The sequence below is a fragment of the Cellulomonas algicola genome, from assembly GCF_019024305.1.
In the GTDB taxonomy this organism is placed as follows: Bacteria; Actinomycetota; Actinomycetes; order Actinomycetales; family Cellulomonadaceae; genus Cellulomonas; species Cellulomonas algicola.
In genome coordinates this window covers 363006-378076 of record NZ_JAHKSJ010000008.1, presented here as the reverse complement: position 1 = coordinate 378076, position 15071 = coordinate 363006, and the positions used below count along the sequence as shown (strand labels likewise).

At 74.7% G+C, this 15071-nt stretch carries 12 protein-coding genes and 1 tRNA gene; 6 read left to right on the top strand and 7 right to left on the bottom strand.

Features of this window, described 5'->3' with window-relative positions; translation table 11 throughout:
- Nucleotides 1-20: 20 nt before the first annotated feature.
- Genes KOV94_RS08930 through KOV94_RS08915 form a run of 4 tightly spaced genes read left to right on the top strand, consistent with a single transcriptional unit; the run spans nucleotide 21 to nucleotide 4282 of the window.
- Nucleotides 21-887 carry a ketose-bisphosphate aldolase gene (locus tag KOV94_RS08930; protein WP_124342293.1) on the top strand — a complete coding sequence of 289 codons (867 nt, stop codon included), beginning with the start codon at nucleotides 21-23 and terminating at the stop codon, nucleotides 885-887.
- Between the two features lie 55 nt (nucleotides 888-942).
- Entirely contained in the window at nucleotides 943-2127 is a 1185-nt protein-coding gene (locus KOV94_RS08925) for an ADP-dependent glucokinase/phosphofructokinase (protein WP_218051837.1), read from the top strand.
- Nucleotides 2124-3206 carry a DUF4432 family protein gene (locus tag KOV94_RS08920; RefSeq protein WP_218051836.1) on the top strand — a complete coding sequence of 361 codons (1083 nt, stop codon included), beginning with the start codon at nucleotides 2124-2126 and terminating at the stop codon, nucleotides 3204-3206. Before KOV94_RS08925 ends, KOV94_RS08920 begins: the two co-directional genes overlap by 4 nt.
- The gene (locus KOV94_RS08915; RefSeq protein WP_308160453.1) at nucleotides 3203-4282 is read left to right on the top strand and encodes a class I mannose-6-phosphate isomerase; all 1080 of its coding nucleotides are present in this window, start codon (nucleotides 3203-3205) and stop codon (nucleotides 4280-4282) included. The genes KOV94_RS08920 and KOV94_RS08915 overlap by 4 nt, the downstream gene beginning before the upstream one ends.
- A gap of 77 nt (nucleotides 4283-4359) precedes the next feature.
- On the opposite strand, the gene KOV94_RS08910 is transcribed toward KOV94_RS08915, so the two are convergent.
- The 7 genes from KOV94_RS08910 to argS all read right to left on the bottom strand — a co-directional run bounded on the left by KOV94_RS08910 (nucleotide 4360) and on the right by argS (nucleotide 14096).
- The gene (locus KOV94_RS08910) at nucleotides 4360-4827 is read right to left on the bottom strand and encodes a DUF6325 family protein (RefSeq protein WP_124344686.1); all 468 of its coding nucleotides are present in this window, start codon (nucleotides 4825-4827) and stop codon (nucleotides 4360-4362) included.
- Between the two features lie 200 nt (nucleotides 4828-5027).
- On the bottom strand, nucleotides 5028-7067 hold the full coding sequence (rho, locus tag KOV94_RS08905; protein WP_218051835.1) for a transcription termination factor Rho: 2040 nt from the start codon (nucleotides 7065-7067) through the stop codon (nucleotides 5028-5030).
- Between the two features lie 276 nt (nucleotides 7068-7343).
- A complete protein-coding gene (thrB, locus tag KOV94_RS08900; RefSeq protein WP_124341919.1) occupies nucleotides 7344-8327 on the bottom strand; it encodes a homoserine kinase in 984 nt (327 codons plus the stop codon).
- A gap of 7 nt (nucleotides 8328-8334) precedes the next feature.
- On the bottom strand, nucleotides 8335-9426 hold the full coding sequence (thrC, locus tag KOV94_RS08895) for a threonine synthase (RefSeq protein ID WP_124341918.1): 1092 nt from the start codon (nucleotides 9424-9426) through the stop codon (nucleotides 8335-8337).
- The gene (locus KOV94_RS08890; protein ID WP_235843344.1) at nucleotides 9426-10784 is read right to left on the bottom strand and encodes a homoserine dehydrogenase; all 1359 of its coding nucleotides are present in this window, start codon (nucleotides 10782-10784) and stop codon (nucleotides 9426-9428) included. The genes thrC and KOV94_RS08890 overlap by 1 nt, the downstream gene beginning before the upstream one ends.
- Before the next feature lie 196 nt (nucleotides 10785-10980).
- Nucleotides 10981-12417: a diaminopimelate decarboxylase gene (gene lysA, locus KOV94_RS08885; protein WP_308160452.1), complete on the bottom strand. Its 1437-nt coding sequence runs from the start codon at nucleotides 12415-12417 to the stop codon at nucleotides 10981-10983.
- Nucleotides 12414-14096, bottom strand: coding sequence for an arginine--tRNA ligase (gene argS, locus KOV94_RS08880; RefSeq protein ID WP_218051834.1), 1683 nt, complete (start codon nucleotides 14094-14096; stop codon nucleotides 12414-12416). Before argS ends, lysA begins: the two co-directional genes overlap by 4 nt.
- Before the next feature lie 173 nt (nucleotides 14097-14269).
- Here argS and KOV94_RS08875 point away from each other — a divergent pair, with 173 nt between their 5' ends.
- Both KOV94_RS08875 and KOV94_RS08870 read left to right on the top strand, forming a co-directional pair.
- Nucleotides 14270-14923 carry a FadR/GntR family transcriptional regulator gene (locus KOV94_RS08875; RefSeq protein WP_124341916.1) on the top strand — a complete coding sequence of 218 codons (654 nt, stop codon included), beginning with the start codon at nucleotides 14270-14272 and terminating at the stop codon, nucleotides 14921-14923.
- A 53-nt stretch (nucleotides 14924-14976) separates the two neighbouring features.
- Nucleotides 14977-15049, top strand: a tRNA-Arg gene (locus KOV94_RS08870).
- Nucleotides 15050-15071: the final 22 nt, after the last annotated feature.

The window sequence follows — 15071 nt, the reverse complement described above, 5'->3', positions numbered from 1 at the left end:
CACCGAAGGAGAACACCCCCATGCTGATCAACGGCACCCGCCTGCTGGCAGTCGCGAACGAGCACAACTTCGCGGTGCCCGCGTTCAACATCAGCGACTGGGCGATGGGCAAGGGGATCTTCGAGATCTCCGAGGACCGGCAGGCGCCGCTCATCGTCGCGATCCACCCCGACGAGGTCAGCCACATCGGCCACGACCTGCTGCCCGCGCTGATCCACCGCGCGCACCGCTCGTCCGTGCCCGTCGCGATCCACTGGGACCACGGCGGCACCTACGAGCAGGCGCTCACCGCGATCCAGACAGGATTCACCTCGGTGATGATCGACGCGTCGATGCTCCCGTTCGAGGAGAACGTCGCGATCACCAAGCGCGTCGTCGACACCGCGCACGCGGTCGGCCTGTCCGTCGAGGGCGAGCTCGGCACCATCGGCAAGCTCGACGAGCAGGCCGAGGACGGCGTCGCCGTCTCGCAGATCACCTACACCGACCCGGCCGAGGCCGTGGAGTTCGTCGAGCGCACCGGCGTCGACAGCCTCGCCGTCGCGATCGGCACCGCGCACGGCCTCTACCCCAAGCACGTCAAGCCCGAGCTCAAGCTCGACCTGCTGCAGGAGATCAAGGCCCTGCTGCCCATCCCGCTCGTGCTGCACGGCGGCTCCGGCAACCCGGACGCGGAGATCGGCCAGGCCGTGAAGCTCGGCGTCAACAAGATCAACATCTCGAGCGACATCAAGGTCGTCTACCACGACAAGATGCGCGAGGTGCTGGCCGACGCGACGCTGCGCGAGCCCAACACGATCCAGCCGCCCGCGATCGCCGCCATGAAGGAGGTCGCCGCGCAGAAGATCGACCTGTTCGACGCGGCCGGCAAGGCGTCCCTCTACTGACGTCCCCTCCCTCACCCGCAGCCCGCGTCAGCACCCGCACCGAACGGCAGGTCCCATGAGCACGCGCTACGTCCTCGGCCTCGGCGGCACCGTCGACTACGAGCTCGCGTGGACGCCCGACGTCCTCGACCGGCTGGTCGCCGAGCACGCGATCACACCCGACGAGCTCGACGTGCACGTGCCGATCGGCTCCGAGCGGGACCTGCTGCGCACGCTGCTCGCGTTCGTCCGCGACGGTGTCGGCGGGGAGCGCTTCGTCGCCTCCTCCGACATCGTCGCGGCGTTCGCGGGGCACTTCCCCGTCCGCGTGACCCTCGGCGGGACGTGCGTGCGGGCCGCGATCGCGATGGACGTGCTCGGCCTCGCGTCGACCGTCCACCTGGTCTCGATCGACGACCACGTGCGGCGCCTGCTGCCCGCGTCGACGTCGTACCTGTGCAGCGCCGAGTCCGACAGCCTCGACCCGCACCTCATCGTGCAGTTCCCCGCGGGGACGACGATCCGCGTCGGGTCCGACGAGGTCGTGGCGCCGCACCCGAACCGCATCATCTACGTCAACGACCCACCCAACCGCGAGCTCCTCCTGCACCCCGGCCTGCCCGACGCGATGGCCGACGCCGACGTCGTGCTCGTGTCCGGCTTCAACGTCATCCAGGACGCCGAGACGCTCGAGCACCGGCTCGCCGACGTCCGCAAGGGCCTCCAGCGGCTGGCGCCCGGCGCGCTCGCCTACTTCGAGGACGCCGGCTACCACGTGCCCGCGCTCGCCCGGCGCGTGCGCGACGAGCTGTCCGGGCTCGTCGACGTCTACGCCATGAACGAGGACGAGCTGCAGTCCTGGCTCGGCCGCACGGTCGACCTGCTCGACGCCGACGACGTCGCCGCGGCCCTCGTCGAGCTCGCGTCCGTCGTGCCCGCGCCCACACGCGTCGTGCACACCAAGCACTGGGCGCTCGCACACGGCGGCGACGCCGAGCGGTACCGCGCACCCCTGCTCGGCGGCATCACCATGGCCGGCACGCGGTACGTGCACGGCGACGGCTTCACGCCCGACGACTACGCCGCGACCGGCACGACCACGCCCCAGCCCGAGGGTGTCGCCTTCGCCGCGGCGCTCGAGTCCGTCCTCCCGAGCGCGGTGTGCGTCCCCGCGTTCGCGCTGGACACCGCCGCGCCCACGACGATCGGGCTCGGCGACACGTTCGTCGGCGGCTTCCTCGCCGCAGCGGGGCGGGCGTGAGCGGGACGGGCGGGACGGCGCCCGGCACCGGCGCGACGGGCACGCTCGCGCCGGACCGGGACGCGCCCGTCTCGCTCGCGCCCGGCACGACCTCACGCCCTGCGTCGTCGGGCGGGGCCGGGCGCCTGCTCGACGACGGTCTCGTCGGGCTCGCCGACGGGGTCGCGTCGGTCGACGAGGCCCGGCGCGCCGACGGGTCGCGCGTCCTGTCGCTGCGCCTGCACGGCGGCCTGCACCTCGACGTCCTGCCCGACTGCGGCCTCGACCTCGGCGCCGCGTGGTGGGCCGGCGTGCCCGTCGCGTGGCGGTCGCCGCACCTCGTCGACCCGGGCCCCGGGTACGGCTGGGAGGAGCGGTTCCTCGGCGGGCTGCTCGCGACGTGCGGGCCGGACAACATCGGCGCGCCGCGCGGCGCGTCGGGCCAGCACGGCACGCACCACCTCACCCGGGCCACCGACGTGCGCTGGTGGCGCGAGCGCGACGGCGACGAGGTCGCCGTGCACGTCCGCGGCGACGTCGGCCACTCGACGCTGTACGGCACGAGGCTCGTCGTCTCGCGCGAGATCGTCGCCCGCACCGGCACCCCCGCCGTCGAGGTGCGTGACGTCGTGCGCAACGACGGCCACGCGGCCGTCGGGGTCCCCCTGCTGTACCACGTCAACCTCGGCGCACCCCTGCTGCGTCCCGGCGCCCGCCTGCTCGTCGGCGCCCCGCCGCCCGCCGTCCGCGACGCCCTGCCGCCCGGCCGGTCCCCGCTCGTGCTGCCCGACCCGGCCCCCGGAGCGGAGGCCGTCGTCGCCGAGCACCGCCCCCGCACGCCCGTCGCGCGGCTCACCGGCACGGGGCACGGCGTCGACGTCGAGGTCCGCTGGACGGGCGACACCCTCCCCCGCCTCTGCACGTGGGCCTGGCCCGCCGCGGGTGCGTGGGTGCTCGGCGTCGAACCGACCAACGCCCCGCTGCTCGGCGCCGAGCGCGACGCGCCGCACGCCGGTGCACCGCTGCTCGAGCCGGGCGCGTCGTGGCGCACCGGCGTGACGATCGCCGTCGTCCCGGCGGCCGACCAGGAGGACGCGTGACGACCCGCCCCGCCGCCGACCCGACCGCCGCGGACTCAACCGCCGGCCCGACCGCCGACGCGTCGGCGGACGTCCGGCCCACGCATCCGGTGACGCTGCCCGCGAACCAGCCGCCCGAGCGCTTCTACCGCGGCGGTGCGCGCATCGCCGAGTTCCGCGGCGAGCCCGTGACGAGCGAGCGCGTGCCCGAGGACTGGGTCGGCTCGACGACCACGCTCTTCGGGGAGCCGACGCTCGGGCTGTCGCCGCTCCCCCGGGGGGACCTGCTCGCCGACGCAGTCGCCGCGGACCCGGTGCACTGGCTCGGCGCCGAGCACGTCGCCGCGTCCGGGCCCGACACGGCGCTGCTCGTCAAGCTCCTCGACGCCGGCGAGCGGCTGCCCGTGCACGCCCACCCCGACGTCCCGTTCGCGGGCGAGCACCTCGGCCTCGCGCACGGCAAGACGGAGGCGTGGATCGCGCTCGCCGACGCCGACGTCCACCTCGCGTTCGCCCGCGACGTCACCGCCGACGAGCTCGACCGCTGGGTCGCGACGCAGGACACCGCCGCGATGCTCGGCGCGATGCACCGCCTGCACGTCCGCACGGGCGACGCGGTGCTCGTGCCCGCCGGGCTCCCGCACGCGATCGGTGCGGGCGCGTTCGTCGTCGAGCTCCAGGAGCCCACCGACCTGTCGATCCTGCTCGAGTGGGACGGCTTCGCGATCGACGGTCCGCGCGACGGGCACCTCGGGCTCGGTCACGCCACCGCGCTGCGGGCCGTGGACCGTCGGGGCTGGTCGTCCGACGAGGTCGCCGGGCTCGTGCAGGCCGACGCGTCGACGGTCGGTTCCCTGCTCCCGGGCGGTGCCGCGTTCTTCCGCGCCGACCGCGTGCGCGGCGACGACCGGTGGGAGTCGTCGTTCGCCGTGGTCGTCGTCACGGCCGGCACCGGCACGCTCGTGGCCGCCGACGGCACCCGCACCCCGCTGCGCGCCGGGGCGACGCTCGTCGTCCCGCACGCTGCGGGCTCCCTCGACGTCGTCGCCGGCGCGGATCTCGAGCTGGTCCGCTGCCGGCCTCCGCTCCCGGCCTGACTCCGCTCGCGCCGGGAGCCGACGGCCCCGCCTCCCTCCGCCGGGGAGCGCGGGGCCGTCCTGGTCCGGCCGGGGCGTCAGGCGGGCGCGTCGCCCAGGGCCGCCGGCGGGGCCGCACCGGCCATCGAGTCGAGCTTCGCGAGGATCGCCTGCACCGGGAACCGCCGGCTGTCGAGCAGCTGCGCCCCGTTGTGGCGCAGCGTCGTCGCGAGCGGCGCCGCCCACACGTTCTCGAACAGGAGGACCGCCACCGAGTACCCGGGCAGGACGCGACGCGCCACGTCGCGCAGGTCGTCGTCGTCGAGCACGTCGTGCGTGACCCCGTGGAAGAGCGTCAGGTCGACGCCGCGCGCGGAGAGCTCCTCGACGTCCAGCACGGCGAAGGCGCCCTCGGCGTCCCGGCCGACCACGGTGAGGTCGAGGACGCGGATCACGCCGCGGTCCACGAGGTCCGTGAGGAGGGGGAAGGCGTCGCCTCGGAGACCACCCGGCGGGAACTCGACGACGACGTAGTCGATCGGGCCGGACTGCTCGAGGTCAACCATGGGTCCCGCACCTCGATCCGCGTCGCCCCGAGCGGGCGGCGGGCCTTCCGCGATCGATCGTAGGAGCGTGCACCGTCCCAGACAATCGTCCGCCTCGGCGGCACCGCGGGGGGTCCGCGCACCACACCCGACCCCGCCGGGAACGACGACGGCCCCGCGTCCCTGTCGGGAGCGCGGGGCCGTCGAGAGTGGTGCGGGCGTCAGACCGTCCGGCCGACCTCGCCGTCGCCGATCGGTCCGCCGGGCGTCGTCTTCTGCACCTGGAGCAGGAACTCGACGTTCGACTTGGTCTCGCGCAGCTTGCCGATGAGCAGCTCGATCGCCTGCTGCTGGTCGAGCGCCCCCATCACGCGGCGGAGCTTGTAGATGATCTTCAGCTCGTCCTGCGACATGAGGATCTCCTCGCGGCGCGTGCCCGACGCGTTGACGTCGACCGCCGGGAAGATCCGCTTGTCCGCGAGCGACCGGGAGAGCCGCAGCTCCATGTTCCCGGTGCCCTTGAACTCCTCGAAGATGACCTCGTCCATCTTGGAGCCGGTCTCGACGAGCGCGGACGCGAGGATCGTGAGCGAGCCGCCGTTCTCGATGTTGCGCGCGGCACCGAAGAAGCGCTTCGGCGGGTAGAGCGCCGAGGCGTCGACACCACCGGACAGGATGCGGCCCGATGCCGGCGCGGCCAGGTTGTACGCGCGCGACAGACGGGTCAGCGAGTCGAGCAGCACCACGACGTCCTGGCCGAGCTCGACCAGGCGCTTGGCGCGCTCGATCGCGAGCTCCGCGACGATCGTGTGGTCGGAGGCGGGGCGGTCGAACGTCGAGGCGATGACCTCGCCCTTGACCGTCCGCTCCATGTCCGTGACCTCCTCGGGGCGCTCGTCGACGAGCACGACCATGAGGTGGACCTCGGGGTTGTTCGCGGTGATCGCGTTCGCGATCTGCTGCATGATGATCGTCTTGCCCGCCTTGGGCGGCGCGACGATGAGGCCGCGCTGGCCCTTGCCGATGGGCGCGACGATGTCGATCACGCGGGGCGTCAGACGCGTCGGCTCGGTCTCGAGGCGCAGGCGCTCCTGCGGGTACAGCGGCGTGAGCTTGGTGAACTCGGGGCGGTCGCGCGCCTCCTCGGGCGCCATGCCGTTGACCGTGTCCAGCCGCACGAGCGCGTTGAACTTGCTCGGCCGGTTGCCCTGCGGCGGCTGCTCGCCCTCACGGGGCTGGCGGACCGCACCGGTGATCGCGTCGCCGCGGCGCAGGCCGGACTTCTTCACCTGGTTGAGCGACACGTACACGTCGCTCGCGCCGGGCAGGTAGCCGGTCGTGCGCACGAACGCGTACGAGTCCAGCACGTCGAGGATGCCCGCGACGGGCAGCAGGACGTCGTCCTCGGTGACCTCGATGTCGTCGAGGCCCGACACGTCGGGCTGGCCACCGCGGCCGCGGCGGCCCTTGCGGTCCCGGTCGCGGTAGCGGTCGCGCGAGCGACGGCGGCGACCGCCGCGCTCGTCGTCGTCCGGACCGAACTGGTCCCGGTTCTGGTTCTGGTTCTGGTTGCCCTGGCGGTTGCCGCCCTGCTGGCCCTGACCCTGCTGGCCCTGACCCTGCGGGGCCTGCTGCTGGCCGCCCTGCTGACGGTTCTCGTCGTCGCGGCGCTGGTCCTCGGGGGCACCCTGGCCCCGGCCGGAGCGGCGCGAGCGGCGCTCGCCCTGCACGGCGTCGGTCGCCCGAGCGGCACGGTCGTCACGCGACTCGGCCGGGGCGAGGCGCGCGTCGAGCGCGGCCTCCAGGCCGGCGAGCGCGTCCTGGCGCGGACGCTCCTGCTGCTCGCGGTCACCGCGCGGCTCCCGCTCGGCACGGGGCTCGCGCTCGGTGCGGGGCTCGCGCTCGGCACGCGGCTGGTCGTCGCCCTGCTCGCGGGCCTGCTCGCGCTCAGCGGCGGGTGCGGCGGCGGACGCGTCCTGCGCGGCGGCCTGCGGCGCACGGCGGCGACGCTCCCGCGCGGGCGGGGCGTCGGCCACGGCGACCGACTCGGTGCGGCGCGGCTCGTCGAGCGCGCGGGAGCGGTTGCCCCCGCGGGCGGCGTTGATCGCGTCGACCAGGTCGCCCTTGCGCATCTTCGAGGTGCCCTTGACGCCGAGCTCGGACGCGAGCGCCTGCAGCTCGGGCAGGCGCAGCGCGGTGATCGAGCCGGCGCGGGCGGACCCGCCGGAGGTCGTCACGGCGGGATCGATGGTGTCTGTCACGAAGGACCCTTCCCCTCGTCGGTGGCCCACCCCACGGGGACGGGGTGCGGCCGGGCCCCGGTCAGACGACCGGGGACGGTGATGGAGCGGCACGGCGCGTACGACGACGTCTGCGACATCTGCGCGCGTGGGCTGGAGCGCTCCCGGGGGGTCGACTCGAGGGAATCGCCCGGGCGACGAACGGCGCGGGCGGCCCGGAGGACGAGGTCCGGGGAACGCGTCGATGTTATCACTGTCGGTGCGACCCGGAGTCCGCCGCAGCGCTGGTGTCGCGGTTCACCCGATCGGGCGGCTCGACGACACGCGCTCGGCGCGGGCGCCCTCGGTGTCGACCGCGAGCGGGAGGATCCGCCAGCCGCCCATGACACCGCCGAACGCGGCGGTCAGGGCGTCGTCGGCGTCCGTGCTCACCCTCTCAACACGGTCGGGGCCCGTCGTCTTCCCCGTGCGGCGCGCGAGGGCCAGGACCGTCGGACCGGCGCCCGAGACGACGGCCGCGACGCCCGCGGCCCGGAGGACGTCCACCAGCGCGAGCGAGTCGCGCATGACCGCGCGCCGCTGCTGCTGATGGAGACGGTCCTCGGTCGCGGGGAGCAGGAGGTCGGGGCGCCGCCCGAGCGCCTCGACGAGCAGCGCCGCACGGCCGGCCTGGAACGCGGCGTCGGCGTGCGGCACGGTCGCGGGCAGGACGCCGCGGGCCGCCTTGGTCGACAGGTGGGTGCCGGGGACGACGGCGACCGGCACGACGTCGTCGTGCACCGCGATGCGGGCCGCCTGCACCGCGCCCGTCCCGGTGTCGCTCCACGCGACGGTCGCGCCGCCCAGCAGCGCGGGCGCGGCGTTGTCCGGGTGGCCCTCCATCGCGGTGGCCAGCGCGAGCGCGGTGTCGTCGTCGAGCGCGTCGGGGTCCGCGACGAGCGCGCGCGCCGCGACGATCCCGGCGACGACGGCTGCCGCGGACGACCCGAGGCCGCGCCCGTGCGGGATCGCGTTGCGGCACGTCAGATGGAGGCCGGTCAGCGGGGCGCCGACGTGGTCGAGCGCGGTGCGCAGCGCCTGCACGACGAGGTGCCGCTCGTCGTCGGGCACCTCGCCCGCACCCTCGCCGGTCACCTCGACCGTGACGCCCGGCGTGCCGAGCGCGCGGACCTCGAGCTCGTCGTGCAGCGTGAGCGCGACCCCGAGCGCGTCGAACCCCGGACCGAGGTTGGCGCTCGTCGCGGGGACGCGGACGCGGACGTGGTCCGCCCCCAGGCGCATCGCGGCCTCAGTCCAGGCCGAGCGCGGCGGCGATCGACACCACGTCCGCGGAGACGCGCACGGGCTCGACGTCGTGGCCCTCGGGGGTCTTGAGCGCCCACTGCGGGTCCTTGAGGCCGTGCCCCGTCACCGTGATCGCGATGCGCGCGCCCGCGGGGACGCGGCCCTGCTCGGCCAGCATCAGCAGCCCTGCGACCCCGGCGGCCGACGCGGGCTCGACGAAGACGCCGACCTCGGCGGACAGCACGCGGTGCGCCGCGAGGATCTGCGCGTCGGTGACGGACTCGATGAGGCCGCCCGACACGTCGCGCGCCTCCTCCGCCTGCTGCCACGACGCGGGGTTGCCGATGCGGATCGCGGTCGCGATGGTCTCGGGCTGGTCGATCGGGAAGCCCTGGACGATGGGCGCGGCGCCGGCGGCCTGGAAGCCCCACATGACGGGCGTGCGCGTCGCGACCGCGCCGTGCTTCTCGCCCGCGTCGAGGCCCGCGTACTCGCGGTACCCCTTCCAGTACGCGGTGATGTTGCCCGCGTTGCCGACCGGCAGGACGTGGATGTCGGGGGCGTCGCCGAGCGCGTCGACGATCTCGAACGCGCCCGTCTTCTGGCCCTCGATGCGGTCCGGGTTGACGGAGTTCACGAGGTCGACCGGGTACGCCTCGGCGAGCTTGCGGGCCGCGACCAGGCAGTCGTCGAAGTTGCCGTCGACCTGGAGGAGACGCGCGCCGTGCGCGATCGCCTGCGACAGCTTGCCCATCGCGATCTTGCCGTCCGGCACGAGCACCGCGCAGACCATGCCCGCACGCGTCGCGTACGCCGCGGCCGACGCGGACGTGTTGCCGGTCGACGCGCACACGACCGCCTTCGCGCCGCGGGCCGCCGACGCGGAGATCGCGGTCGTCATGCCGCGGTCCTTGAACGAGCCCGTCGGGTTCATGCCCTCGAACTTCACGTACACGTCCGCACCCGAGCGCTCCGACAGCGCAGGCGCCGGGATCAGCGGCGTGCCGCCCTCCCCCAGCGTGACGACGGTCTCCTGGACGTGCGTGGGCAGGCGGTCGGCGTACTCGGCGATCACGCCGCGCCACTGGTGGGCCATCAGGCTCCTTCGACTCGCAGGACGGACACGATGCTGCGGACCACGTCGAGGCCGGCGACGGCGTCGACGGTGGCCTGCAGGGCAGCGTCGGGGGCGGTGTGCGTCGTGATGACGAGGTGCGCGACCGCGCTGGTCGGGTCGCCGTCGCGGGCCGGGGTCTGGCGGACCGCCTCGATCGACACGTCGTGCGACGCGAGGACCGCGGCGACCTGCGCGAGCACGCCGGGCCGGTCGGCGACCTCGAGCCGCACCTGGTAGCGCGTGCGCGCCGCGGCGGCGGGGAGCACCGGGAACGCGGCGTAGGACGACTCGACCGGGCCCTTGCCGCCGAGCACGCGGTGCCGCGCGACGGAGACGACGTCGCCCAGGACCGCCGACGCGGTGGGGACGCCGCCCGCGCCGCGGCCGTAGAACATGAGCTCGCCCGCGGCCTCGGCCTCGACGAACACCGCGTTGAACGCGCCGCGCACACCCGCGAGCGGGTGGTCGGCGGGCAGCAGCGCCGGGTGCACGCGGACCTGGACGCCCGACGTACCGTCGGCGGTCTCGCCGCGCTCGGCGATCGCGAGCAGCTTGATGACGTGGCCCGTGCGGGCGGCCCACTCGACGTCCTGCGCGGTCACCGCGGTGATGCCCTCACGGTGCACGTCGTCGAGCGCGACGCGCGTGTGGAACGCGAGCGACGCGAGGATCGCGGCCTTCGCGGCGGCGTCGTAGCCCTCGACGTCGGCCGTCGGGTCGGCCTCGGCGTAGCCGAGCGCCTGGGCCTCCTTGACCGCCTGGTCGAGGTCGAGGCCCTCGGTCGTCATGCGGTCGAGCACGTAGTTCGTCGTGCCGTTGACGATGCCGAGCACGCGGCGCACGTGGTCGCCCGCGAGCGACTCGCGCACCGGGCGGACGATCGGGATGGCGCCCGCGACGGCGGCCTCGAAGTAGAGGTCGGTGCCCGCGGCGTCGGCGGCGGCGTAGAGCGTCGGGCCGTCCTGCGCGAGCAGCGCCTTGTTGGCGGTGACGACGGACGCGCCGTGCTCGATCGCGTGCAGCAGCAGGCTCCGCGCGGGCTCGATGCCGCCCATGACCTCGACCACGACGTCGGCCTTCTCGACGAGCGACGTGCCGTCCGTCGTGAGCAGCGTGCGGTCGACCACCGGGTCGCGCTCCGCGTCGACGTCCCGCACCGCGACGCCGACGAGCTCGAGGCGGGCGCCGACGCGGGCGGCGAGGTCGTCGGCCTGCGTCGTGAGGAGCCGGACGACCTCCGTGCCGACGACGCCGCAGCCGAGGACGGCGACGCGCAGGGACGGGCGGGGGTCGGACGGCAGGACCACGGGGACGGCCTCTCGGTCGGTGGGTGTCACCCCGCGCCGCGTCCGCGGGCCGTGGCCGGCGCCGGGGGCGGGCGGTGACGCGGCCCAGGATAGAGCCGGGCGCGCACCGGGCGGGACGCCGTCCACACCGTGTGGTGGGGCCCGGCGCGGGCCGACCCGGTCCTGGGTACCGCGATCGTCGTCCGGACGGTCACCAGGCCCGGGTCGGGCTCGAGCGGGGCCGACGTCAGGCGTCGGTGTCGAGGGCCAGGAGGTCGGCGACCGTCTCGCGGCGAACCAGGACGCGCGACGCGCCGTCGGCGACCGCCACGACCGGCGGGCGGGTCAGCAGGTTGTAGTTCGACGCCATCGAGCGCCCGTAGGCCCCCGTCGCCGCGACCGCGAGCAGGTCGCCCGCGCGCACGTCGCCCGGCAGCAGCACCTCGTGCACGACGATGTCGCCGCTCTCGCAGTGCTTCCCGACGACGCGCGCCAGCACCCGGTCCGCCGTCGACAGCCGCCCGACGACCTCCGCGTGGTACCGCGCGCCGTACAGCGCGGGGCGGATGTTGTCGCTCATACCGCCGTCGACGGACACGTACAGCCGGGTCAGGCCCTCGTCGACGCGCACGGGCTTGACGGTCCCGAGGGTGTAGAGCGTGAGCCCAGCCGGCCCGACGATCGCGCGGCCCGGCTCGATCGAGAACCGCGGCACGTCGGTGCCGACCTCGGCGGCGCTGTCGGCGACCGACGCGGCGATCTCCTTGGCGATGCGGTCGGGGTCGAGCGCGACCTCGCCCGGCAGGTAGGCGATGCCGTACCCGCCGCCGAGGTCGACCTCCTCGACGAGCACGCCCGTCCGCCGCGCGAGCCGCGCCCGCAGCGCGAGCACGGACTTCGCGGCCACCGCGAACCCCGACGGGTCGAGGATCTGCGAGCCGATGTGCGAGTGGATGCCGAGCAGCCGCAGCTCGGGCCGGGCCAGCACGGCGAGCAGCGCGGTCATCGCCGGGCTGTCGTCGTCGGCGTCCGCCACGGTGTCCGCGGTCCCCCGCGTCGGCGCGAGCGAGAGCCCGAACTTCTGGTCCTCGTGCGCGGTCGAGATGTACTCGTGGCCGCCCGCGTGCACGCCCGTCGTCACGCGCACCATCACGGGCGCCGGAGCGCCGCCACGGGACACGACCAGGTCCGCGAGCCGCTCGATCTCGACGAGCGAGTCGACGATGATCCGACCGACGCCCGCGTCGAGGGCGGTGGTCAGCTCGTCGTCCGACTTGTTGTTGCCGTGCAGGCCGATGTCCGCGCCCGGCACGCCCGCGCGCAGCGCGACCGCGAGCTCACCGCCCGACGCGGTGTCCACCCGCAGGCCCTCCTCGTGCACCCAGCGCGCGACCGCGACGGACAGGAACGCCTTGCCGGCGTAGTAGACGTCGACGTCGGCGCCGACCTGCGCGAACGCCTCGGCGAACGCGCGCCGGTACGTCCGCGCACGCGTGCGCAGGTCCTGCTCGTCGAGGACGTAGGCCGGGGTCCCGTGCTCCGCCGCGAGGTCCCGGACGTCGACGCCGGCGACGCGCACGGCACCGTCGTCGCCGCGCGCGACACCCGTCGACCACGGCTCGCCGGGGACGACCGTCCCGGCGTCGTGCAGGTGCGCGGACGGCTGCGGGGCCGCGCCGGTCACATCCGCTCCGGCGCGCTCACGCCGAGCAGACCCAGCCCGTTGGCGAGCACCTGACGCGTCGCGTCGACGAGCCACAGGCGCGTGCGGTGGGCGTCCGTGACCTCCTCGTCGCCGAACGGCACGACGCGACGCTTCGTGTCGTACCACTTGTGGAACGCGCCCGACAGGTCCTCGAGGTAGCGCGCGACGCGGTGCGGCTCGCGGAGCTCCGCGGCCTGGTTGATGACGCGCGGCAGCTCGGCGAGCTGGCCCAGCAGCACGGCCTCGGTCTCGTGGTCGAGCAGCGACGCGTCGAAGCCGTCCTCGCGGCGGACGCCTGCGTCGGCGGCGTTGCGCCCGAGGCTGGCCGTCCGCGCGTGCGCGTACTGCACGTAGTAGACGGGGTTCTCGTTCTTCGCCGACGCGAGCAGGTCGAGGTCGAGGTCGATCGACGAGTCCGCCGACGAGCGCGCGAGCGAGTACCGCGCCGCGTCCACGCCGACCGCGTCGACCAGGTCCTCGATCGTCAGGACGGTGCCCGCACGCTTCGACATGCGCACCGGCTCGCCGTCCTTCACGAGGTTGACGAGCTGCCCGATGAGGATCTCGAGGTTGACGTGCGGGGTGTCGCCGAACGCCGCGCACACGGCCATCATCCGGCCGATGTACCCGTGGTGGTCGGCGCCGAGCATGATGACGACGCGGTCGAAGCCGCGCTCGCGCTTGTCCAGGTAGTACGCGATGTCGCCCGAGATGTAGGCACCCTCGCCGTCGGACTTGATGACGACCCGGTCCTTGTCGTCGCCGAAGTCGGTCGTGCGCAGCCAGACGGCGCCGTCCTGCTCGAAGACGTGCCCGGCCTGGCGAAGCCGCTCGACAGCCCGCTCGACGGCGCCCGACTCGTGCAGCGTGTCCTCGTGGAAGTACACGTCGAAGTCGACGCCGAAGTCGTGCAGCGACTGCTTGATCTCGGCGAACATCAGGTCGACGCCGCGCGCGCGGAACGCCTCGGTCGCCTCGTCGAGCGGCAGCGTGCGCGGGTCGGGCTCGCCCGCGGCGAGCGCGTCCGCGACGACCTGCTCGGCGATGTCCGTGATGTACGAGCCGCCGTACCCGTCCTCCGGAGCGGCCTGGCCGAGCGCGCGGGCGACGAGCGAGCGCGCGAAGCGGTCGATCTGCGCGCCGTGGTCGTTGAAGTAGTACTCGCGGGTGACGTCCGCACCCGCCGCCTCGAGCACGCGCGCGAGGCTGTCGCCGACGGCCGCCCAGCGCACGCCGCCGATGTGCAGCGGGCCCGTCGGGTTGGCGGACACGAACTCGAGGTTGAGGCGCACGCCCGCGAGCGCGTCGCCGTGCCCGTACTCGACGCCCTGCTCGACGATCGAGCGCGCGAGCTCGCCCGCCGCGGCCGCGTCGAGGCGGATGTTGAGGAACCCGGGACCGGCGTCGTCGACGGACGCGACCCCCGGGGTGTCACCGAGCCGGCGCGCGAGCTCCTCCGCGAAGGCGCGGGGGTTCGTGCCCGCCTTCTTCGCGAGCTGCATCGCGACGTTCGTCGCCCAGTCGCCGTGCTCGCGCTGCCGCGGTCGCTCCAGGTGCACGGTCGCCGGGATCGCGGCCGGGTCGAGGGCGAACGTGCCGTCGTCGACGGCGTGCACGAGAGCGGCCCGGAGGGCCTCGGAGAGCTGGGCGGGAGTCACCCGTCAAGGGTAGGGGAACGCCGCCGACGGCCGGACGCGCGTCCGGTTCGCGCACCCGTCCGGCGCGCATCGCTCGCAGGCCGCACGACGCGGCGCGCCGACCAGCCGAAACGGTGGCGTGGGGGCACCCGTCGGTGTTGACTTCGGCCATGCACGGACAGGCGACCTGACGCATGGCGCGACGTCCCGGACTCATCGACACCGCCGTCGACGCGCTCCGCAGCCGCATCACCTCGGGCGAGTGGCCCGTCGGCTCGCGCATCCCTCCCGAACCCGCCCTCGTCGACCTGCTCGGCGTCGGCCGCAACACCGTCCGCGAGGCCGTGCAGTCGCTCGTGCACGCGGGGCTGCTGGAGCGTCGCCAGGGCTCGGGCACGTACGTGCTGTCGAGCTCGGAGCTCGCGGTGACGATGGGCCGGCACATCGCCGACGCCCGGCAGCGCGACGTCGTCGAGGTGCGCCGCGCGCTCGAGGTCGAGGCCGCCCGGCTCGCGGCCCGCCGCCGCACCGCGACCGACGCGTCCGCGCTGCTCGACGCGCGCGACGCCCGGGCCGCCGCCTACCAGGCCGGCGACCTCGACAAGATGGTCGTGACCGACCTCGACCTGCACCGCACGATCGTGCGGACCGCCGCGAACCCCGTGCTCGTCTCCCTGTACGAGAACCTGCTCGACGCGATCGGCGAGAACATCCGGTTCAACTTCGTGAGCGACACCCACGGCGGTGACGCGCACGACGGGCTGGTCGAGGCGATCGTCGCCGGGGACGACGCGCGCGCCGTCGCGGAGACGTCCGGGTACCTGTCCGCGTTTCTCGGCGAGGCCTGACGGGCTGATACGCTGACGCTCGCTTCCGGCCCGCACACCCGTGTGCGCGCCATGCGCCCGTAGCTCAGTGGATAGAGCGTCTGCCTCCGGAGCAGAAGGTCGTAGGTTCGAATCCTATCGGGCGCACGTCAGAAGGCCGCAGCCCCTC